The 21,856-nt window shown below is 41.5% G+C and carries 23 protein-coding genes; 1 reads left to right on the top strand and 22 read right to left on the bottom strand.

Annotated elements, in window-relative coordinates; all coding sequences use genetic code 11:
• Positions 1–10 precede the first annotated feature (10 nt).
• The 17 genes from cmk to thrS form a co-directional block, all read right to left on the bottom strand.
• On the bottom strand, positions 11–724 hold the full coding sequence (cmk, locus tag CH377_RS06145) for a (d)CMP kinase (RefSeq protein WP_100722926.1): 714 nt from the start codon (positions 722–724) through the stop codon (positions 11–13).
• The gene (gene aroA / locus CH377_RS06150) at positions 721–2,037 is read right to left on the bottom strand and encodes a 3-phosphoshikimate 1-carboxyvinyltransferase (RefSeq protein ID WP_100722927.1); all 1,317 of its coding nucleotides are present in this window, start codon (positions 2,035–2,037) and stop codon (positions 721–723) included. The genes cmk and aroA overlap by 4 nt, the downstream gene beginning before the upstream one ends.
• Positions 2,018–2,935, bottom strand: a complete 918-nt coding sequence (locus tag CH377_RS06155; RefSeq protein WP_100722928.1) for a prephenate dehydrogenase — start codon at positions 2,933–2,935, stop codon at positions 2,018–2,020. Before CH377_RS06155 ends, aroA begins: the two co-directional genes overlap by 20 nt.
• Complete coding sequence (gene pheA / locus CH377_RS06160) at positions 2,932–4,023, bottom strand: prephenate dehydratase (protein ID WP_100722929.1); 1,092 nt, start codon at positions 4,021–4,023, stop codon at positions 2,932–2,934. Before pheA ends, CH377_RS06155 begins: the two co-directional genes overlap by 4 nt.
• Complete coding sequence (gene scpB / locus CH377_RS06165) at positions 4,010–4,549, bottom strand: SMC-Scp complex subunit ScpB (protein WP_423789925.1); 540 nt, start codon at positions 4,547–4,549, stop codon at positions 4,010–4,012. Before scpB ends, pheA begins: the two co-directional genes overlap by 14 nt.
• 5 nt (positions 4,550–4,554) lie before the next feature.
• Positions 4,555–5,331 carry a segregation and condensation protein A gene (locus tag CH377_RS06170; RefSeq protein WP_100722931.1) on the bottom strand — a complete coding sequence of 259 codons (777 nt, stop codon included), beginning with the start codon at positions 5,329–5,331 and terminating at the stop codon, positions 4,555–4,557.
• 4 nt (positions 5,332–5,335) lie between these two features.
• Positions 5,336–5,698, bottom strand: coding sequence for a response regulator (locus CH377_RS06175; protein WP_008594408.1), 363 nt, complete (start codon positions 5,696–5,698; stop codon positions 5,336–5,338).
• Between the two features lie 4 nt (positions 5,699–5,702).
• A complete protein-coding gene (locus CH377_RS06180) occupies positions 5,703–6,785 on the bottom strand; it encodes a protein-glutamate methylesterase/protein-glutamine glutaminase (RefSeq protein ID WP_100722932.1) in 1,083 nt (360 codons plus the stop codon).
• 16 nt (positions 6,786–6,801) lie between these two features.
• A complete protein-coding gene (locus CH377_RS06185; RefSeq protein ID WP_100722933.1) occupies positions 6,802–9,954 on the bottom strand; it encodes a chemotaxis protein CheW in 3,153 nt (1,050 codons plus the stop codon).
• Positions 9,955–10,440: a chemotaxis protein CheW gene (locus CH377_RS06190; protein WP_423789926.1), complete on the bottom strand. Its 486-nt coding sequence runs from the start codon at positions 10,438–10,440 to the stop codon at positions 9,955–9,957. It lies immediately after the preceding gene.
• 114 nt (positions 10,441–10,554) lie between these two features.
• Positions 10,555–11,142 (bottom strand): 5-formyltetrahydrofolate cyclo-ligase, encoded by a 588-nt coding sequence (locus tag CH377_RS06195; RefSeq protein ID WP_100722935.1) that lies wholly within the window; start codon positions 11,140–11,142, stop codon positions 10,555–10,557.
• Between the two features lies 1 nt (position 11,143).
• Positions 11,144–11,443, bottom strand: coding sequence for a cell division protein ZapA (locus CH377_RS06200; protein ID WP_100722936.1), 300 nt, complete (start codon positions 11,441–11,443; stop codon positions 11,144–11,146).
• 5 nt (positions 11,444–11,448) lie between these two features.
• Complete coding sequence (locus CH377_RS06205; protein WP_100722937.1) at positions 11,449–12,126, bottom strand: hypothetical protein; 678 nt, start codon at positions 12,124–12,126, stop codon at positions 11,449–11,451.
• A 231-nt stretch (positions 12,127–12,357) separates the two neighbouring features.
• Positions 12,358–12,711, bottom strand: a complete 354-nt coding sequence (rplT, locus tag CH377_RS06210; RefSeq protein ID WP_020771497.1) for a 50S ribosomal protein L20 — start codon at positions 12,709–12,711, stop codon at positions 12,358–12,360.
• A complete protein-coding gene (rpmI, locus tag CH377_RS06215) occupies positions 12,711–12,914 on the bottom strand; it encodes a 50S ribosomal protein L35 (RefSeq protein WP_010514334.1) in 204 nt (67 codons plus the stop codon). The genes rplT and rpmI overlap by 1 nt, the downstream gene beginning before the upstream one ends.
• A gap of 33 nt (positions 12,915–12,947) precedes the next feature.
• Positions 12,948–13,496: a translation initiation factor IF-3 gene (gene infC, locus CH377_RS06220; protein WP_100722938.1), complete on the bottom strand. Its 549-nt coding sequence runs from the start codon at positions 13,494–13,496 to the stop codon at positions 12,948–12,950.
• A 93-nt stretch (positions 13,497–13,589) separates the two neighbouring features.
• Positions 13,590–15,563: a threonine--tRNA ligase gene (thrS, locus tag CH377_RS06225; RefSeq protein ID WP_100722939.1), complete on the bottom strand. Its 1,974-nt coding sequence runs from the start codon at positions 15,561–15,563 to the stop codon at positions 13,590–13,592.
• Between the two features lie 380 nt (positions 15,564–15,943).
• Between thrS and carA the strand changes: the two genes are divergently transcribed.
• Complete coding sequence (gene carA, locus CH377_RS06230) at positions 15,944–17,032, top strand: glutamine-hydrolyzing carbamoyl-phosphate synthase small subunit (protein ID WP_100722940.1); 1,089 nt, start codon at positions 15,944–15,946, stop codon at positions 17,030–17,032.
• Between the two features lie 25 nt (positions 17,033–17,057).
• On the opposite strand, the gene CH377_RS06235 is transcribed toward carA, so the two are convergent.
• The 5 genes from CH377_RS06235 to CH377_RS06255 form a co-directional block, all read right to left on the bottom strand.
• Positions 17,058–17,582: a hypothetical protein gene (locus tag CH377_RS06235; protein ID WP_100722941.1), complete on the bottom strand. Its 525-nt coding sequence runs from the start codon at positions 17,580–17,582 to the stop codon at positions 17,058–17,060.
• A gap of 255 nt (positions 17,583–17,837) precedes the next feature.
• Positions 17,838–18,446: an SRPBCC family protein gene (locus CH377_RS06240; RefSeq protein ID WP_100722942.1), complete on the bottom strand. Its 609-nt coding sequence runs from the start codon at positions 18,444–18,446 to the stop codon at positions 17,838–17,840.
• Positions 18,447–18,479: 33 nt separating this feature from the next.
• A complete protein-coding gene (locus CH377_RS06245; protein ID WP_100722943.1) occupies positions 18,480–18,962 on the bottom strand; it encodes an SRPBCC family protein in 483 nt (160 codons plus the stop codon).
• Positions 18,949–19,278: a metalloregulator ArsR/SmtB family transcription factor gene (locus CH377_RS06250; protein ID WP_100722944.1), complete on the bottom strand. Its 330-nt coding sequence runs from the start codon at positions 19,276–19,278 to the stop codon at positions 18,949–18,951. The genes CH377_RS06245 and CH377_RS06250 overlap by 14 nt, the downstream gene beginning before the upstream one ends.
• Positions 19,279–19,621: 343 nt before the next feature.
• Positions 19,622–21,856 carry a GAF domain-containing protein gene (locus CH377_RS06255; protein WP_100722945.1) on the bottom strand — a complete coding sequence of 745 codons (2,235 nt, stop codon included), beginning with the start codon at positions 21,854–21,856 and terminating at the stop codon, positions 19,622–19,624.

Consider the following 21,856-nt stretch of genomic DNA (forward strand, 5'->3'; position numbering starts at 1 on the left):
TTGATTGGGATTAGTGCGAATCGTTATAAATGCCAGAGTCTAGGCACCCAAGGATCTTACTAATTACACTATTTTTTGGCAGGTTATCTGTGTCAATGAGGATTGCGTCCTCCGCTTTCCGGAGAGGGGCGATTTCTCTTTCCGTATCGGATTTGTCACGGATAACGATCTCTTTTTCGATTTCTTCTAAATCCGAACGAATACCTTGCTCTAATAATTGATTATATCTTCTTTCGGCCCTAACTCTGGAAGAAGCTGTCAGAAAGAATTTGTAACGAGCGTCCGGAAATACATGGGTACCTATGTCTCTACCGTCCATTACCAATCGATGAGTTTGAGATAACATTCTCAATTGAGAATTTACGAATTCTCTGAATACAGCTTTGTCGGCGATGTATTTGATTTCTCTAGTGATCTCAGGAGTTCTTATATCAACGGAAACATCTTCTCCATTTAAGAAGATATGATTTTCCCCTGTTTCTGAAAATTCGCAGAAAATTTTCACACCTTCAGTGAGTGGTAGGAACTCCTTACCGGTTAACCAATCTGAAAAGGAAATAGAAGAATTTTTGGATTTATAAATCTTATAAATATGAAGAGTTAGCGCGCGGTAAAATGCTCCTGAATCCAAATATTCGAATCCAAGTTTTTTAGAAAGTTCACGAGCAACCGTACTCTTGCCGGTTCCGGCAGGCCCATCTAATGCGATCACGTTTTCCGTCATTGCACAAAACCTTCCAATAAAGATTCGAATCCGGGAAAAGAAGTTTCAATCCAAGAAGTTTCATCCGGATGGATTTCCAAACCGCTCACTGCCTTTAAGATCATAAAACTCATCGCGATCCTATGATCCATCTTAGTAAAAATGTCCACGGAGTTTCCGGAAAGCCAAGAAGATAGTTCGGAAGAATTTACACTCGAATCAATTTCAGGAATCTCGTATCCATCCGGATATTCGTGAACTGTAATCCCTAAGTTTCTGAGATTTTCAACCATCGCGGAAATTCGATCAGATTCTTTTGCACGTAATTCTTCTGCATGACGAATGATAAATCCACCTTTTGCAAAAAGACCGGCAATCGTTAGAATTGGGATCTCATCAATGAGAGAAGGGATCCATTCTTCTTTAATTTCAGAAAAACGTAAATTAGAAGAAACAGCTTCCAGATCTCCTACGGGTTCCCCACATTCTATCCTTTTATTATGGACTAAAATTTTCGCGCCCATTGCTTCAAGTGCGTGAAGAATTCCGATGCGAGAAGGATTTAATCCCACATTCTTCACAAGAACGGAACCTTCTTTCAAAAGAACTCCAAGCACTAAAAAAAACGCGGCAGAAGAAATATCCCCAGGTACCTTGAACTCCTTTGCTTCGAATATATAAGGAGGTTCCATTTTAAAATGAGTGGGAGAGAAATATGTCAGTTTATTTCCCAAAAACCGAAACATGTTTTCCGTATGGTCTCTGGAAAGAATATCTTCTTCGTATTCTAAAGAAGTTTCGGAAGCCATTGCTGCTAACATCAGGCAGGATTTCACCTGAGCGGAAGCAATCGGGCTTTTATAGTGAAAATTGGAAAGTTTTTTTCCCAGGATCTCAAGAGGTGCCTTATCATCCTTTCCTGAAATAGAAGCTCCCATTGAATTTAAAGGTTTTATAATACGGGACATCGGCCTTTTTTGAAGGGAATGATCTCCGGTCAATATTGCCTTAATTCCTTGAAGCCCGCAGAGTAATCCAGCGGACAATCTGATCCCAGTTCCTGCATTTCCGAAATCCAAAACTTCCTTAGGAGATTGAAGAGAATGTTTACCCGGGCTAGTAAAAACATATTCTCCCTTTGAGATCTTCTCCACTTTTAATCCGAGTTGGGTAAAAGCTTTCATTGTATTCAAAGGATCTTCCGCTTCTAAAAACCCGGAAACATGAGAGGCCCCTTTGGATAATACGGAGAATAATACGCTTCTATGAGAAAGAGATTTGTCTCCCGGAACTGTGATCTCTCTTCCGGAAGATTTAAGGATTCTTGGAATCATTTTGTTTCTTTAAAATTGCGTCCCTATCTATACGAGATTTTTCCATGAAGGACTCCCAATGTTTTAGGTCGAGCGGCTTTTCTGGATTTAACTCCGAAAGAAGTTTATCCAATCTATCTTTATAGTCCAAGAGTGCCTTATAGATCTCCTCTTGGTTAGAAGAAAAGATAGGTGACCACATTTTAGGATTTGAACCTGCAATCCGGGTCATATCCCTGAATCCCCCACCCGTCAAAGGCAAAGGGGAATTTTGGGTGAATTCCCTTACACATCCATTTTCCCAAACCCAATTTGTCATGAGAGAAGAGATCAAATGAGGAACATGAGAAACATAGGACAGAATCTTATCATGATCATGTGCAGGAATTTCAGTAGTGGACATTCCTAAAAATTTCCAAAAACTTTCTATCTCGGAATAAGCATCGTCAGTTGCGCCTTTAGGCCTGGTCAAAATACAAAGTCTGTTTTCGTATAGATCCACATTTGCGAATTCCAAACCTGATTCTTCGGAACCGCACATCGGATGAGAAGAAACGTATCTATGCTCTCCGGTAAGAACCGACTCCACCGCATGTGTAATCTCTTGTTTGGTAGAACCCATATCCGTCAAAAGACCCTTAAATCCGGAAGGAAGTTTAGAGATCACTTCGACGGTAGTATTTACCGGAACTCCGAAAACGATCAGATCATAAGATTCCCAATCAGGAGATTTGGAAAATTCTTCTGCAGTAAAAAGTTTATCCGCTGATTTAAGCCGGATCCCTTTTTCCTTACTGGAAGGAGATCCTACCACTCCCACAATTTCCGCGGGGGATTTTTTTTTGCGTAAGGCCAAAGAGAGGGAAGCGCCCATCATTCCCAGGCCGTAAATCAGGATTCTTGAAAAATTGGTTTTCACGGGTTAGGTGGAGAGATCGGATAAGATCCCAAAATCCTGAGATAGATTGTGTTTTCTTTTAATACGTTCAGGACCTCTTCTATCTGAGGATCCTTTTTATGACCTAGGAAATCTATAAAGAAGTTATATTCCCAAGAAGTCCTGCGTGTTGGTCTGGACTCTATCTTGGTCATATTGATCCCTTTATCAAAGATAGGTTTTAATACTTTGTATAAAGAACCAGGTTTATCCGGGATAGAAAAAACAACGGAAGTTTTATCGTTACTTGTAGGAGGACATTGATTTTTTCCGATGATCAAAAATCTGGTGGTATTGTCCGACATATCCTCGATGGACTCACGAACCAGATCCAGACCGTAAATTTCCGCAGCGATGGAAGAAGCTACTGCGGCACATGCTTCCTTCTTCTCTGCAACAATACTTGCGGCCCTAGAAGTAGAAGGAGTTTCCGAAACTTCTACATGAGGAAGGTTAGCAGCGATCCAATTCCTGCACTGAGAGTTTGCAATCTTGATACCATACAAGGTTTTGATCTTAGAAAGATCATGTTCGTATCCTAAAAGATTCAAATGTATCTTCAGATAAATTTCAGAATAAATATTTAGATCCGAAACTAAGAACTGATCCAAAGTAGAGTTTACAAGTCCTTCGGAAGAATTTTCCACAGGAACTACTCCGTAATCCGCTTTGTCAGTCTCAACCGCACGGAATACTTCCGGAATAGATGGAAATTCAGTCGCCTCTACGGATGTTCCGAATCTTGCACGAACCGCTTGGTGGGAAAAAGATCCTTCCGGTCCAAGATAACCTATCTTTAAACCCTTCTCCACGGAGAAGGAGCCGGACATGATCTCTCTATAAATTGCAATTAGCACTTTGTCCGGAAGTGGTCCCCCGTTTAGTCCAAGGATTTTTTCGTAAACGTCCTTCTCTCTATCAGGGCGATAGATAGGTTCGTTATTCTCTCTTTTGATCTCTCCGATCTCGGAGGCAATTTCCGCCCTGGCCTGGATAGCCTTTACGATTTCTTTGTCCAGGGAATCGATCTTGTCCCGGAACTCTTTCAGTTTGTCGTTATTCTTGGCCATTCTCTATCAAATCATCCAGGTTTTCGAATTTTAATTCCTTCACTTCCACAGGGGCAGGTAAATCGGTCAGTTTATTTAATCCGAAATGTATTAAAAAATCCTTAGTGGTTCCGTACAATGCAGGTCTTCCCGGAACTTCCTTATTACCAACTGGTTTAACCAGTTTTTTAGATATAAGAGAAGTTACCATCGCTCTAGAAGAAACTCCACGAATATCATCAATTTCAGATAATGTGATTGGCTGCTTATAAGCAATGATCGCTAAAGTATCCAAACTGGAACGTGAAAGTTGTTCTCTTTTCTTCTCTTTGAAAAGTTTAGCTAAAATTTCAGAATATTTTTCGTTCGTAGAAAATTGATAAGCGCCTGCGATCTCTCTAAGAACGAATCCACCGTCCTTCTCTTGGTAATCCAAGATAAGCTCGTCCAATATATCACGAGCTTCCTGTTTTTCGCAGTCTATGGATTTTGCGATACTGGCTAGTTTAAGCGGCTCTCCGGAAAGGAAAAGCAGCGCTTCTATCAGTCCTTTTAAGCCGGCTTTGTCGCGTTCCACGGTTCTCCCACCAAGAATATACGGATTTCGCCGAAAGTTTTATGCTGGCGGATGGATACAATTCTCTGTTTGCAGAGCTCCAACATTGCCAGAAAGACGGCTACTATCTCGGCTTTCTCCGGCTTGACCGTAGAAAACAATTCTTCAAAGGAGATATCCGAACGTTCGACGAGCAGTTCGGAAATGGTACCCATCTTTTCCTCGACAGAATACCGGTGGGGCGCGGTAAGTAAAGCGGGAATCTCAGCTTCGTCTTCCCGTTTTTCCAAGATCTCATTAAATGCGGAAATCAGGTCTAAAAGGCTTAGATCCAGCCAGGATTCGGACTCATCTATAACCTGATTGGTTTCTCTGGAAAATACTCCAGCCTGGACCTTATCCACATCCCCCATTTTCTGGGCGGTTAATTGGAATTTTTTATGTTCTAGAAGTTTTTCGACCAGTTCGGGTGGAAGAGGAGGATCATAATCTTCTTCTTCGAAACCTGGATCGGGTAATAATGCTTTAGATTTAAGATAAACTAAATTAGCAGCCATAAGAGCGTATTCCGCTCCCATGTCTATATGAATACTTGCAGAAATCTTAATGAAGTTAAGAAAGTCTTTGGTGATTTGAGAAAGGGATACTTCAAATATATCCACCTTATAACTTTCGATAAGAGACCAGAGAAGACTTAAGGGTCCCTCTGTAATACCACCTTCGGAATTGTTCCATTGAACTACGAAGGATTGTGTGGCGTTTTCTCTCTCCATCTCTTTATGAATTCAGTGCTTTTTCTGCCGCCTGTTGCAATCTTTCAGGTGAGAAAGGTTTTACTACGAAATCCTTCACTCCCATCTTGATCGCTTTCGCAAGAAGTTCTTCCTGACCAAGAGCAGTTACCATGATGATACGTGCTTTCGGATCTAATTTAAAAATTTCCTGGGCTGCTTCGATCCCGTCTTTTTCTCTCATGGTGATATCCATGGTGACTAGGTCCGGCTTGATCGCTTTGTACTGATCAACAGCGATGTTTCCGTTTTCGGCCTCGCCGACGATCTCATGCCCTCCGGCGACGAGTGCGTCCTTCACCATGGTCCTCATGAATTTTGCATCGTCTACTACGAGAATTCTGGCCATAATTTTAGTTTCCCCTTTCTTTAAGAATGGAAAGTATCCTTGATGTTATTGCGCTTACTGGTTCTACGAACTGAACCCCACCCATTTCGATGGCTTGGCGATTCATTCCGAAGATCACGGAGCTGTCCTCGTCTTGGGCAACAGTAGAAGCTCCAGTCTCTCTCATTCTGAGAGTCGCTGCCGCTCCATCTTTTCCCATGCCGGTCATAATCACACCGACTAAGGCGCTCCCGTATTCCCGGATTGCGCTGTCGAATAAAACTTCGACTGAGGGCCTGTGTCCATTTACCAACGCTTCCCTACCTAAGGCAATCCATTTACGTCCTGCCTTAGATTCGATCTTCAAATGTGCATCACCCGGCGCCACGTAACCTGTTCCGGGACGAATTTCTTCTCCGTCCTCGGCTTCCTTTACTGTGATTTTAGAGTGATCATTCAAACGAGAAGCAAAAGCTTTCGTAAAACCCACAGGCATATGTTGTACGACGAAAATTGGTAGATGAAAATTCTCCGGAAAATCAGAAAAAACAGTCTGTAATGCCTTCGGACCGCCGGTCGATGTCCCGATACAAACCGCTTCTACGGTTTTCTTTTCATCTTTGAAAATTTTACTTTTGACCGTTTCTACGATTTTTTTTGGGTCAAGGCCCGCATGACTTGGTCGTAAACTTTCGAAATAAGCTAGTATTCTATTTTTGAGAACTGTTCCGATTTCTTCCGGATTAAATTGATTACTGGAAGAGGGTTTCGGAACGAAATCTATGGCTCCGTATTCTAATGCTTTGAAAGTTGCATCCGCTCCGTGTTGTGTCAAAACGGAAAGCATCATTACCGGAATACCCAATTTTCGTTTCTGCAGTTCTTGGAGTGCGGAAAGCCCATCCATCACAGGCATTTCCACATCTAAAATTACAATATCAGGTCGCAGTTTTGTCGCGAGTTCAATACAATCCACTCCGGTTTTGCCGGTGGCTATAACTTGGATCCGACTTTCTTTTTTGATCTGGTCCGAAATAATATTTCGCACCAAGAGAGAGTCGTCTATGATCACGACCCTAATTGACCCGTCCGCAGGTGTTCCTACCACGACAAAATCCTAGTGTTTAAAATTTCGGAAGCAAATCCATGAGTTCGTCAAAGTCCGGAAGGAATAAAAGTACTCCTAACAGGTTGTTTCCCTCATGATTAAATTCAGTGAGCATACTTAAGAACTTAGTTCTTTCCGGTTTAACAACATCCAAAACTTCTAGGAAGGTTCCTTCCACAAGTTCCGGAACATCCGGCATCACACCCACTTTAGCCTTATTGGAAATAGAGTTCAAAACGGAGGCGCAAACTATGTTTGCAATCTCAGACAGAACACTTCTAGTATCGTCATCTAAAGCATCTCCGCTCGGATTGGAGTCCAAAAGTTCTCTGGCAAGATTTTTAGCATTTTCCCTGGAGAACATCATCAGCATGTTTCCGTTCAGATCTCCAGTCATTCTGACCTTCATTCCGTAGAATTTATCGTCAGAGAAACGGATCTCGGAAGCCAAACCTTCTTTATCATTCATGATAATTTCAGGAATAAATAGATCCACGTTTCTATTCAGGATCTGAGAAAGTACCATACCGGCATTCATCATACCAGTATTAACTACAGATTCGATTTTTTTGATCTGTTCTTTACTCAGGTTTCCGGTAAATTCCTTAGAGTGAGCAACAGACATCATTCTCTGTTTTTTCTGCTCTAAGAAACCTTCTATAATATGATCTGCCCTTTTTCTTTCTTCGTCAGAAACTGGAGAATCAGAGATCAATTCATTGATATGAGATCTGTAAGCTTCTTCCATTCCTTCTTTTTTAGCAGCAGGTCTTTCCAAAACTGCAGTATTGGAAGAAAGTTCAGAAGGAGTTTCGGTAGAAGTGATTAATTTCTCCTCGGAAGGACGGATCTCCATAGTGGTCTTGATCGGAGTGGACGAAACTTCTCTTTCGAGTTCTTCTTTCGCTACGATTACCTTTTTGGACTCTTCCGATTTTTTACGTTCGCTCTTCTTGCGACGTTCTCTTTCACGAGTAGTGATCTCATGTAATTTATGATTATAAACGTTAGTAGGGTTAGAAGTTTTTTGGATATACTTCTCTTCTTCCGTTTCGATAGTCCGGATCGTGCTGATACGTTTCATCGTTTCCAGATGGTAGTTTACATATCTCGCATTCTCTTCCAACTCTGCAGCGAATTCCACAAGTCCCGGAATATCTAGAACCATAATGATGGTTCCGTCTCCCATGATGGAAGCTCCGGTAAGTCCCTTGATATTTTTGAAGTTTTTCTCCAAGGACTTAATGACTGTCTCGTGTTTTCCGACAAGTTCATCCACCATGAAGCCTAACTTGCGTCCCTTGTATTGAACGATAACGACCGGGAATTCTTCTCTGTCCGTTTTGTCCTGAAGTCCCAAGATACGATTCAATCTGTAGATAGGAAGAACCTCTCCTCTCAAATTGATGATCTCGTTTCCTTCCAGAGTAGTGATCTGCTCGTTGTTTACCTTGATTGTCTCGTTCACTTCCGAAAGAGGGAAAGCATAAACTTCTTCTTCCATTACGATCAGGATAGAAGGAATGATCGCAAGTGCCTGAGGGAAGGATAGAACAAAGGAAGTTCCGGATCCTTTCTGAGATTGGATCAGAATTTTGCCCTTGAATTCTTGGATAAGGCTATTCACCACATTCATTCCAACACCGCGACCGGAAATATCGGTGATCCTATCTGCAGTGGAGAAACCTGGGGCAAAAATGAACTGATAGATGTCGCTTTCTTCTAAAGCAACTGCGTCGGTTTCGGAAACGAGTCCCTTCTCAATTGCTTTTTTGCGGATTTTGTCCAGATCCAATCCGCGACCATCGTCACGGATCTCTACCATAATATTGCTACCGCCTTGGTAAGCGTTCAACTCAACGATCCCGGTTTCAGGTTTACCTAATCTTTTTCTTTCTTCAGGAGACTCAATACCATGATCCACAGAGTTTCGGATCAAATGGAGAAGAGGTTCCCCCAATGCATCGATAACTTTTTTGTCCAGCTCAGTAGACTCCCCGTTTAAGACAAGGTCCACTGTTTTGCCGGTTTCTAAAGAAAGGTCTCTGACCAAACGAGAGAAACGACGGAAGACTGTAGAAATCGGGACCATCCGAATATTCATAATACCGGATTGGAGTTCTTTTGAGATACGATTGATTAGATCGATACGACCTTTTAGTTCGTTGAATAACTGATCGTCTCCAAATGTACGGAGAAGATCATCATAAATTTTTTGGAAGCCAGAGTTAGTGATTACAAGCTCACCCACATTATTCATTAGCTGGTCCAATTTGTCGGAAGATACTTTAATACTTTTTAAAGTAACTTTAGCTTCAGTGCTTCTCTCTTCCTCATCCAGTTGGTAGGAAGAAGAAACTCCGGTTTCAGAATAACCGCTGAGTTTATATTCCTGGATCATCAGGTTTTCTACCATATCCACGTTTGCGGCTTTGGTAAGTTCTTCTTGGGATTCAGAACTTACAATCAGGATAGAAAGATACGGAGCCTCTGTACCATTTTCCAATTCTTCCGCACTTGGTTTAGTACGGAATACTTGGCCTAAATTTTTCAGGTTTTGAACAATAAGAGTATAACGTAATCCTTTCATCGGGGAATCTTTTTTGAGTCCCACTTTTAAGAGCCAAGGTTTTCCGGAACCGTTTCGGATAATTTCTTCTATTTCTTTTTGATCGTCTGCATCTAGATCAATTCCGTTGCCGGTAATTTCTTCTTGTTTAGCAGCTGGAGCAGTAGATTGAGAAACGGATCTTGCAGGAGCGCTCGGAGCAGAGGCAACATCCGGATTTTTTTCATATGCCTCTAGTCTTTGGATCATATCCGTATAAGGGGTATCCACTTTTTTACCGGAAGCAACATTCACGATCACGTTCTTGATCAGATCAAAACATTGGAAAAGTAAATTTACTAAGGATAGATTAACTGCAAGTTTTCCATCTCGAATACTCTGGAGAAGATTCTCCATTTTGTGAGCAAGATCCGAAAGATTATATAATCCAACGAAAGCAGCGGAACTTTTTAAAGAGTGAGCTGCGCGGAATATATCATTGATTGTCTGAGGATCAGATTGGTCCTTTTCCAGTTTTAGAAGGTTCGCATTTAGTTCCTCTATCTGGTCTTCGGATTCTTCCAAAAAGAGTTCCGTGTATTCGCCAAGTACTCCTGCCATTTACGCCTCCTCCCCTGCATAATCCATTACCTTGGAGAGATTCAAGTTTAGGATCAGAGATTCTTCGAACTGGCTAACTGATTCTATAAGTTCACTATAATTTACACTCAGGTCTTCGTCCGCTTGGCTAACCTTGTCTTTACGGATCTTAACTACTTGTTTCACTGAGTCTACAAGGAGCCCTGCCCTTTTTTCTCCAGTAACAACTACAATGATCCGAGTGGAAGGAAGAATATCACAAAAACCTAATCCAAAAAGTTCCTTGAGATCCATGATAGGAATGATCTCACCTCTTAAGTTGATCACTCCTAATATAAAACCTTCTACATTAGGAATTCTTGTAATAGGCACCGGTTTTAATATCTCGTGGATATAAAGTATATCGATCCCGAAAATTTCCTTATCCACTTCGAATGTGAGAAATTCCTGAATGGTATCCAGTTCTTTTTCTTCTTGGTTTTGTTCCGTGTGGTTGTTTTTATCTATGGTTTTCACCGGTTCTCCGCCACTTACTCTTTCAGAACGGAAACTTTGGGCACAAGTTTCCGGCTTAGTACATTGTCGACACGGAGCCCCCTGAAAAAGAAACTCCCTATCAAATTATCCGACTGATTTTTCTCCCATTTTCCCGGGAAAGCAATGGTTTTTTTTCTCTGTAATCACTATACCTGCTTTCAGATCGTGGGGTTCCGCGGAAAAATCGCAAGGGTATAGGTCCTCAAAAGAAAGGCCAATCATTTTTTCCGAAAGGATATCCTTTAGAGAACGATCGTAGAAACCCTTCCCCCTTCCGAGCCTTGCCCCCTCCCCGCGCCCACCCAGGGCAGCCCCTATGATCCAATCTGCATTTTCCGGTTTTAATAAACCTTCTCCCATTGGTTCTAAAATACCAAATGCACCTGAGGAGAATCCGGAACCTAATTTAAATTCAAGTCCTGAATTTGTTACTTTTGGAAAAAATATGTCCAAACCTAAACTTCCTAACTGTAAAGAAGGGCTTAACGGTAAAAAAGGAGAAATTTCAAAATCATCAGCAACATAAGAAATGATTTTTAATTGGGTAGAAGAGGAGCTATGTCTCAGAAATTCCAGAAGATTGGAGCGGATACTTTCTTCTTTTTCTTTCCTGGAAGGAATTTCCAAGAGAAGGGATTTAATTTTTTTTCTGGCTTCCGATTTAGAAACCAAATCAAAGATCTCCTATCAAACCTTCTTCCAAAAGAGTGATCAATTTTTTAGTCTTTTCTTCAGCTTCGGGAGAAGAAGGTCCTGTATCGCCTGTTTGGTTTTTGGATTGTTCTAATTCGTCTGCGAAGTTTAAAGCAGCAAGCACCGCAAGTTTCAATTTAGGCGCATTAGGCATTCCCAATTGCAACTCACGGACTTTTCGGTCCACCAATTCGGCGAGCCTGTGGATATACTCCGGATCAGTATCGCCTACTATGGTATAGTCGTCGCCCAGTATTCGAGCTTTGACTCTTTCACTCATAAAAATTACTTAGGATCGTCTTCGATGACTAAGAAGTCGTCGTCTTCGTCCGCATCGAATACACTGATAGCATCATCATCATCTTCGATAATGATATCATCATCGTCGGCGGAAACAGGACTGAAGTCGTCGATCGGTTCATCAGTGATAATGATCTCGTCATCACCTCCGGAAGAATCGGAAGATTCAGTTAGAACAGAAATATCATCGTCTTCATCATCTAAAAGAATGATCTCATCGTCTTCGTTAAAATCTTCTTCCGAAGAATCTCTAACTACGGATGGAGCAGAAGCAGCTGCCGCTCCTGCAACTGCACCAGCTGCAGCGCCTGTAGCAAAAGAAGAACTTGAACTAGGCTTAGGTGAAGAAGAAGCAGACGAGGATCCGCTACCGGAAGCAGGAAGACCATCCAAACGTCCAAGAAGTTGATTGATCTTAGCTTCGAGTGCACGTTCTCTTTCTTTGATACCTTCCAACTCAGAGTTTGCTTTTTGGAGTTGTTCGCGGAGTGAAGAAAGTTCTTTTTCTTTCTCTTCCATCGCCAGTTTCATCTGGTCGTTTTCCGCGCGAAGAGATTCGTTTTCTGTTTCCAGGCGACCGTTTTCCGCCCGAAGGTCGCTAATGAGTTCGAGTGCTTTTAGGACTTTACTCTCGAGCTCCTCAATTGTCTCCATAGTTAACATAGTGCGAACCTCATTCCCCTTTATCGGAGTGGTTTATTTTATAAAATTACACTTAGAGCGAAATTCCGCCTAAATATTTTCGACCTGCCGCATTGGCAAAATCCATCCCATTTTTCATCTTTCTCAAAAAGAGAAAAACCTTTTTTTCTAAAAACAAAGAAAGCCCGTAGAATTACGGGCTTTTTACAAGAGGAAAGGTCCGTAACCGAACCCTCCTAAGGGCGAAAAATCTTACGCCGCTACCTTGATTTTTTCAACTAGAGCGTTGAAAGTTTCTTTGTCGCTGAATGCAAGTTCTGCCAGGGCCTTTCTATCCAAAGAAATATTGGCTTTTTTTAGACCATGGATGAACTGAGAATAAGAAAGTCCAGCTTCACGAGCTGCAGCATTGATACGGATAATCCAAAGTTTGCGGAAATCACGTTTTTTTGCTCTTCTGTCTCTGTACGCCCACTGACCAGCTTTCATTACTGCCGATTTCGCAGTTCTGTAAAGTTTGGATCTCGCTCCTCTAAAACCTTTTGCGGTTTTTAGGATTTTTTTACGACGATTCTTGTGTATGGTTCCGTTTGTTGCGCGTGGCATTATCGAACTCCGTAAGGCATGAGTCTAACGATTGCTTTCCAATCCGCATCCACTACCAAAGTCATTCCTCTAAGACGGCGACGTCTTTTAGGCCCTTTTTTGGTAAGAATGTGACGGGTGTTCATACTCTTCCGTTTTATTTTATTATTTTTGGAAAACTTGAACCGTTTAGCTGCGGCTCTATTTGTTTTAAGCTTAGGCATTTCCCCTACCTCGATAATTCCTGAATATTTACTCTATTGCTTTGCAGCAAGAGGTGTGATAACTACAACGATTTGGCGGCCGTCTAACACTGGTTCTCTTTCCGGAGTACCGACCGATTTTAAATCTTCTACCATTCGATTGACTACATTCATCCCGAGCTCGGAGTGCATCATTTCACGACCGCGAAAGCGAAGGCTGACTTTAACTTTGTCACCTTTTTGAAGAAACTCCACTGCGTGGCGTTTTTTAATATCGTAATCATGTTGCTCGATCCTTGGACGGATCTTCACTTCTTTCACGTTGATTACGTGTTGTTTCTTCTTAGCTTCTTTACTCTTTTTAAGTAGTTCGAACTTATATTTACCGTAATCGATGATCTTGCAGACATGAATCTCTTGGTCACCAGATACTTCTACCAGGTCCAAGTTTTCTTCTTTAGCGCGCCGTAAAGCCTCGTCAAAAGAAACGATCATTACACCGTCATCCGACACCAATCTTACCTGGGACACCCCTGTAATTTTCTCATTAATTCTATGAGTAAATAGCTTATCGGTGGGTTTCGGTTGAGGCCTCTTCTGCATTCAATCTCCGGTTTTTTCCAATTTTTTGGCTAGTAGGCTAGCTTTCAAGCGATTTTCTCTACGGATAGCCTAGTACATCAAGTAGAATTTAGTTCAAAGTCCTTCTGAGACTTCCTTTTCTAACAAAGAGAGAAACTCGGAATAAGACATAGAAATGGTTTCTTCTGAGCCTCGTTTTCTGACCGCAACTGTGCCTGAATCCTTTTCCTTCTGGCCCAATACCAGAAGGTAATTGGCCTTTTTCAGAATAGAATCTCGGATCTTGGCGCCTATCTTTTCATTTCTGAAGTCCGCTTCTGCTCGGAAACCGGAATCGATGAGATTTTTCAAGATCTCGGATCCGTATTCTTGCACATTTTCAGTTACGGTTAGAACGCGTATCTGGTTCGGGGAGAGCCAAAGCGGGAATTTACCTTCGAAATGTTCGATTAATATCCCTATAAATCTTTCCAAGGATCCATAAATTGCTCTGTGGACCATAACCGGTCTTTTTTTGGCTCCGTCAGAATCGGTATAATCCAATTCGAAACGATCCGGCATGGAGAAGTCAATTTGTACAGTTCCACATTGCCACATTCTTCCGATAGAATCCTTGATATTAAATTCTATCTTTGGCCCGTAGAATGCACCCTCTCCTTCTTTAATGGAGAATGGAATGTTTCTTTTTTCCAATGCTTGTTGGAGAGCGTTGGTTGCAAATTCCCAGTCTTCATCCTTACCTTGGGATTTTTCAGGACGAGTAGCGATATAAGTTTTGAATTCTTGGAATCCAAACTTCTTATACACATTAAAAGTGAAATCAATGATATCCAACACTTCTGCTTCCAGATATTCCAGAGGTGCATAGATATGCGCATCATCTTGAGTGAATGCTCTTACTCTAAAAAGTCCGTGAAGAACTCCATGCAATTCATGACGATGTACACTTCCTAATTCCGCAAATCTAAGAGGAAGTTCTCTGTAAGAATGAAGATGGTGTTTATAGATCAAACTACAACCAGGACAATTCATCGGTTTGATCGCGAATTCTTCTTCGTCGATATCAACGAAATACATATTCTCGTTGAAGTTATCCCAGTGACCGCTTCTTCTCCATAGTTCGGAAGAAAGTACAGCAGGAGTTTTGATCTCTTGGTATCCGCGCTTAGCGCATTCTTTACGAATATAATCTGCTAACGCATTCCAAAGAGTAGTTCCTTTCGGATGCCAAAAAGGAAAACCTGGAGCTTCCGGTTGGAAGGAGAATAGATCCATTTCTTTTCCGATCTTTCTGTGATCCCTCTTCTTAGCTTCTTCCATTTGGAAGGTGTACTCGTCCAATTCCTTCTTACTAGGAAATGCGATCCCGTAAATTCGGGTGAGCATACGATTGTTTTTGTCTGCCTTCCAGTAAGCTCCGGAAAGTGCAGTCAACTTGAATGCTTTCAAAAATCCGGAGCGTGGAATATGAGGTCCTCTACAAAGGTCGAACCACTCTCCCATTCCGTAGATAGAAACTTTGTCGTCCGGAATTTGGCCAACGATCTCTACCTTATAATTCTCTCCCATTTTTTCAAAAACGGAAATCGCTTCTTTTTTGTCCCAGACCTTGCGGAAAACTTCGTGGTCGCTATCTACGATTTTTTTCATCTCCGCTTCGATCTTTGGGAAATCCTCAGGAGTGATCACGGTTTCCGTGAAATCGATATCGTAATAGAAGAACCCAGGTCCATTTTCGATCACAGGACCAACGGTTAATTTTGCATCTTTGTATAAATTCTGGACCGCCATTCCGAGCAAGTGAGCCGCGGAATGTTGGAAGGTTTCCCAACCTTCTTTGTCCTGGAAGGTCAAAACTTCTAGCTTAGGTGTTGTATTAGGGGTGGTTGTGGAATCAATGGTCCGGCTCAAATCCAAAACGGTTGTGCCGTCCAAACGGACTGCTAACGCCTTGTTCTTTAAGAACGGAAGTTGGGATTCTATAAAATCCTTATATGAGGAACCGGAGGATACTTCTTTAGAACTTCCATCCGGTAAGATAAATTTGACTGACTGATTTTGAACTGCCACAGCTACCCCTGCTTCCATTCCGTCGATACGCGGTTTTTTTCGCAAGCAAAGCCGTGAAGAAGTAAAAAGGATTCGTGTGTTTTCCGCCTCAGTGGTCTTCGTGCCTTTGTGTGAACCAAAAAAATGGGATATTTCGCACAGAGACACGGAGCACACAAAGATTGAAGCAAGCAAATTTCAGATTAGCAGTTCCACGTGATTCCCTGCGGCAGGGATGAGTAGATCTTTAGTCCGGGCGAAGCCCGGATGAGCGCGAATGCGCGAAATCGGAGCAGCGCGACCCGAGCGATAGCGAGCGGTGCCGCCCGAATTTTCCTGCTTCCAACTTGTTGGAGTTCCTACAAAATTCTTGAGTGATTCCACTTGACCCTTGCCTTCGGTGCGAAAGCCTGTCCTTAATGAAAGCGTTCTTGGTTTTAGAAAACGGGGACGTATACGAAGGTGAATCCTTCGGCTACGAAACCCATTCCGTCGGGGAAATCGTCTTTAATACTTCCATGGCGGGTTACCAGGAAATTCTCACTGATCCTTCCTACGCCAACCAAATCGTAACTCTCACCTACCCGATGATCGGGAATTACGGGATCCATCCAGAAAACATGGAGTCCGGAAAAATCCAAGCGGCCGGGATGATCGTGAAAGAATATGTGGATCGTCCTTCCAACTTCAAGGCCCAAAAGACATTATCTCAATTTCTAAAAGATTATAAAATTCCTGGGATCCAAGGGATCGATACTCGAAAGTTGACCCGCTTCATCCGCACGAACGGCGCTCCTAATGGTGGGATCTTCGTCGCAAATGAATACTCTGATTCCTTTTTAGCGCAAGTGAAGAAGTTCCCGGGCATCGCAGACGCGGACCTCGCGAAGGTTGTCACCACTGATAAAAAATACGAGTTCGGATCGAATGCGGGGAAAAAATATAAACTCGCTGTTTATGATTACGGTGTGAAGACAAACATCCTTCGACTCCTGGACGCGGCTGGTTTTGCGGTTTCCGTTTATCCTGCCCAAACTCCTGCTTCTGAAATTATGAAAGATGGTGTGGATGCTTTTTTCCTTTCGAATGGTCCTGGAGATCCAGCGGCTTGCACCTATGCGATCGATTCTACTAAAGCTATATTAGAAAATAATTATCCTCTTTTCGGGATTTGTTTAGGCCATCAGATCATCGGCCTGACCTTAGGTAAGAAGACTGAAAAAATGAAATTCGGCCATAGAGGCGGAAATCAACCTGTCAAAAGTTTGGAAACCGGTAAAGTGGAGATCACTTCACAAAATCATGGCTTCGCTGTAGTTGCGGAGTCTTCCGAAAAAGAACCAATCTCTTTTATCAATCTGAATGATGATACTGTAGAAGGTATTTTAAAATCGGGGTATCCCCTTTTATCGGTTCAATACCATCCGGAAAGTTCTCCTGGCCCGAATGATAGTAGATACTTGTTTCAGAAGTTCTACGATTTAGTAGATTCAACTAAGAAAAAATAAATTTTACGAAGCCATCCTTAGTCGGCTAAGGCTTATAAGGATAATACTTTTGTAAATATTCGTATTCGTCTTTGAAAGTGGAATATTGATACATACATCCGGAACAGGTGAGTATTTTTGTAGGTGATTCTATAACTGCTTTTACTAGTTCAGTTTCTTCTTTGGTAAGTTTGACACCGCTCCCTTGCATAAAATAAAGCCCCTGTAATGCATACATTCTACCGACTGGGTTTGGCCCCTTTAGAATGTTCAAGAATACATCCTTTCTTTTTAGCTTATATAATAATTGATACTCCTCGTGTCCAAGGGGACTGTCACCTCCCATTCCACAAGAATTCCCATATGCAAACTCTTCTTTAGTTTCTCCCTCATAAGAAATTCTTTTAGGGTCGGTTAGTAGGTTATATGCAAAGCTATACTTCTTAGATAAGTTTAGTTTTACAAATTTTCCCAAATCAGTTACTGCAGGAGGTTTTTCCTGCTCAGACCTGGTGCTGGTAGAGGAACATGTAAGTATAAAAAAGATGAAAGCACAAAGAGTATATTTCATATGTATAATGAATCTACCCGCCATGGGCTAGATTTAGGACATTCAATTCGCCGACTAAACGAAAGTAATTGTTGGAAAAATCTGCATGTAGGAACTCCTACAAAGAATTTGCTTTGCGAATTTTGTTGACGAGAGAAGGAATTTATGATATTGCGTAAAGGCTCTCCCACAAGCCACTCCCCCCCTCCCGAATCTGGGCGGGGGCAATCTAAATCCAATGTAGGAACTACTACAATAATATCGTTCAGTTCTAAATTACTTTTTTCCCTTTAGCAAAGCATCTAACTTCTTAAAAGAACTCCCCCAGCCGACCGTCATAACGGGTTTCATTCCATCAAATGTCTGGCGTTCTGTTTCAGTGGCTTCTCCAAAAATTTCCCATTTTACTGTCACTTTTGTTTTTCCCTTAGCTTCTTCAGTGAAATTCACCGTGGTCAAAAGTACATCAGGGTATGTAGGAGCAAATGGAGGTTTAGATAAATTTCCTTCCATATCGCAAAAGTTCTGAGTGTAGATCAGTAGGTTATTCGGGTTTATCTTTTTATAATTTATCTTTCCGTATTTAGTAACTCCATCGGCAGTTGTCATTGACCATTGAGAAGTTCCACCTTCCTTAACCCCGGCACTTATGAACTTCATGGAAGCACCGGCTGGTCCCAACCATTTAACAAATCGATCCGGCTTAACCCACATTCCAAAAACTGTCTTTATATCTCCGTCAAAGGAACGGCTGATGGTAAATATATCTCTGTCAGAAGAATCCTCGAGCGACGAACCTTTAATAGAATTAGAAGTCGCACAACCAAAGAGAAGTGCGAAACCTAACAAGAATGTTAATTGCAAAATTATTTTTGATTTAAGCATAAGTTCTCCATCCTGACAAATATATAAGATCGACTACTTAAGTTTTTCCAAATACTTAGCAAGATTGCCGATATGTTGTTTAGCACCTTCGATCGCCCCATATTTCTCATTCACTCTTTCGAGTTCTTCTTTACTTGGGAAAATCTGCTCCATCGTAAGATTCGTACCTTCTCCGGCTTGTTCGAATATGATTTTTGATTCGAAATGAACATCGTGGTCACCTTCTCCGTCGCCTAGATGTTTGTAGAGAATATGATGAGAATCTTTAATATCGGTGAATTGGATTTTATTCTTATAATCATGCCCATCCGGCCCATGCATGATAAATTCCCAAATACCACCGTTGGTGAAATCCATACTCTTTGTGGTTAATGTAAATCCGTCCGGCCCCCACCATTCAGCAAGATGTTCAGGCGTTGACCATACTTCGAAAAGAAGTTCTGTAGATACATCAAAGTATCTCTTATAAATGACCTTATTGCCTTCGATAGTTGTTTCCACGTTATTTCTTATCACGGGCTCTCTCCTTTTTGATCTTCAATACATATTTATCCAGTTTATCTAACCGTTTATTCCAGAGATCGATTATATCCAGTAGCCAATCTTCCATTTCATTGATGCTTGATCCGTTCAGACTATAGATCCGCTTTTGAGCTTCCTTCTTCATATTAAGGACTTTGGCGCTTTTTAATATTTTTAAGTGATGTGAGATGGCAGGAGGGCTTATCTTAAAATTTTGCCCGATCTCTGTTGAGGTAAGTTCGCCGTTTTTGGCTACCAATCTCACTATTTCCCTTCTTGTATCATCTGCAAGGGCGGCAAAAGCATTCATAACCCATTATTTAAATGATTGTTTAATTAAGTCAATATTTAATTAAACAATCATTTAAATATATATTGCTTAGGGAATTGGCCATAGGATCTTAAATAAGGGAATCTTCCTAAAAAGAAGATGGGATTTTAAAATGGTTATTTGGATCGTGAAGTGTAATTTAAGGCTATGAAATGTTGGAATTCCAACATGGATTCCATGATGCGGATCTGGTTGACTAAGAAGGGATTTTGTGATATGGGGAATGAGCTCTCCCACGGGCCACTCCCCCCTCCCGAAGCCGGGTGGGGGCGATCTTCAGTCCATTGTAGGAACTCCTACAATAATATCCTGACAAATTAAATCAGGATTCTTCGATCAGCTCCAACATTCTTTCTTTCTCTCTGGTATCTGCAGGATAACATAAAGTTTGGTTTGCAGTAGAAGTCTGGAAATCTTTATTCTTTCTATCCAATTCTACGATTCTGTTTCGTATCTTACGAACTACAATCTGGGTTTCTTCTCTGTCTTTTCCGTCAAGGACGACTACGTATTTTCCTTGTCCTACCCTATAACAGTAATCCGTTTCTCCCAGATTTTCCTGGATGGATGCTCTGAGTTCTTCACAGTAATGAGCAAAAAATCCTGCACCCTTGATACGGACCATTCTGGTCGCATTTTGAACTTTGAAAACAGTAAGACTGAATGGAGTTCCTATTTTAGAAGCCCTTGAAATCGCTTCATCTATTCTTGATTCGACAGGACTGAATGGATCTCTGAATACAGCGTCTCTTTCTTCCAACATTAACAAATTGGAAAGTACAGGAGAAGCGATCTCTGAAATTCCAACTGCAGTTTCTCTATCCGTATCTGTCCAAGGTCTTTCTGTTTCATGAATGAATAACATTCCTACAAGCCAGTTCAGATTTAAGAATGGAAGAATATCGAAATCGTGCATGAGCCCGATCTCGTCGTTGGATAATTGGGATAATAGTTCCGGATTTTTCCTAAAATTCGCAATTCTGAATACGCCAGGAACATTGGCAACTATTCCGACCAAGTTGGAATCCAAGCCTAATCTAAATTTTCCTGAGGTATCAGGTGTTAGTAAGTTTGTCCCGAATACCTTATATTCTTTTCTGGTGCTTCTATCTAAAAGTAAAAAACTCCAACGTCTTAGTCCGAGTTCTTTTTTTAATACTTCTACAAGATAGTCGTATGCCTCGTCCATATCACGGACTCCGGCTAGGTCTCGTGCGGTTGCGAGTATCCTTTCGTTACTTTTGACTACTTGATTTAGGCGATCATTTTCTTCGTGAAGGGCTTCCAGGTCCATGATCCTTCTCAAAACGGATCCGGCCATTTCTCCTACAATCTTCAAGAACTCCAGGTCTTCGATAGTATAATCTTCACCTTCGACAGTCTTGCTTAATATTATAATTCCATAAAACTCGTCGTAACTACGGATCGGAACAAGCATCTCCGCTTCTGTTTTTTCCAGGATCTCTTTTTCTTTTTTAGGAGGAGAATGTTTTAAGACTTCCCTTGCATAAACTACGGAAGGCGTTTTTAATGCAGCCTGGTAACTTTCATCCCCTACTTCTAAAACCCAATCAGGATCAGCTCCTATTCCTTGGGCTTCTACAACTCTAAGAACATCATATTCTCCATTTGTAGAAGAAAAAATGACTATCGATTCCGCACCGATCTGTCCTTGGATGGAAAAGCTTAAATTTTCGAAAAAGTTTGTAAAATCTTTGGAGGCCGAAATCTCTTTAGAAATTTCGAATGCAGATAAATAATTCTCTAATTTTTTGCGAGATGCGATCTGCAAATCGATCGGTAATGTAGAATAATCAGAATCATCATCGAATAAGAACTGAGCATTTTCAGTGTCACTCTGTTCTTTGCTAAAAGGTCGACCAGCTTCTTGGTTTGCCTGGTTTTCAGCATCCTTGACCCAATCATCAAATGGGTCTTTAATCGCATCCGGTTTGGAAAGACCTGAAGGGATATTCTCTTCTTCTTTTGCTTCTTCTGCTTTCGATAATAATCCTTTGCTTGGAGTTTCTTCTGGAACATCCCCGAAGTCTGCCCCCAGATCTGAATCTTCTAATCCTAATCCAAGATCAGGATCAGCTTCAAAATCTGATTCTTCCGAGATAGAACCAAAGTCAGTAGAAGAAAGATCAAAATCACTATTTGTATCTTCTCCAAAATTTTCCTCACCGAAAGAGGAATCCGGGAAAGAAACTTCCGTATCCGAATCTTCCCCTCCAAAAGTATCGTGCGAAGTATCTGCACCAAAATCGATATCTCCGAAATCTGCAGAAGGTGAATCGAAACTAAAATCGTCTTCGGAGGAAGTGGATGCAGTTGCAGGTTCGAAGCTAGTAGGATCCTCGTAAGCAGAAGCGGCCTTCTCTTTTCTTCCGCCAAAATCCATAGCCTTTTCTAAAAGACCTTTGGCACGTACTGCCATTGATTTTTTCAGAAGAGAAGGTTTTTCACCTCCGGCAACTGCAACCGAAGATGATTTAGTTCCGGATTCCAAATTTCCGGAACGAATAAGACGAGTGACCTTGTCTAATAGACCCAT

The organism is Leptospira haakeii (genome assembly GCF_002812045.1).
Classification (GTDB): domain Bacteria; phylum Spirochaetota; class Leptospiria; order Leptospirales; family Leptospiraceae; genus Leptospira_B; species Leptospira_B haakeii.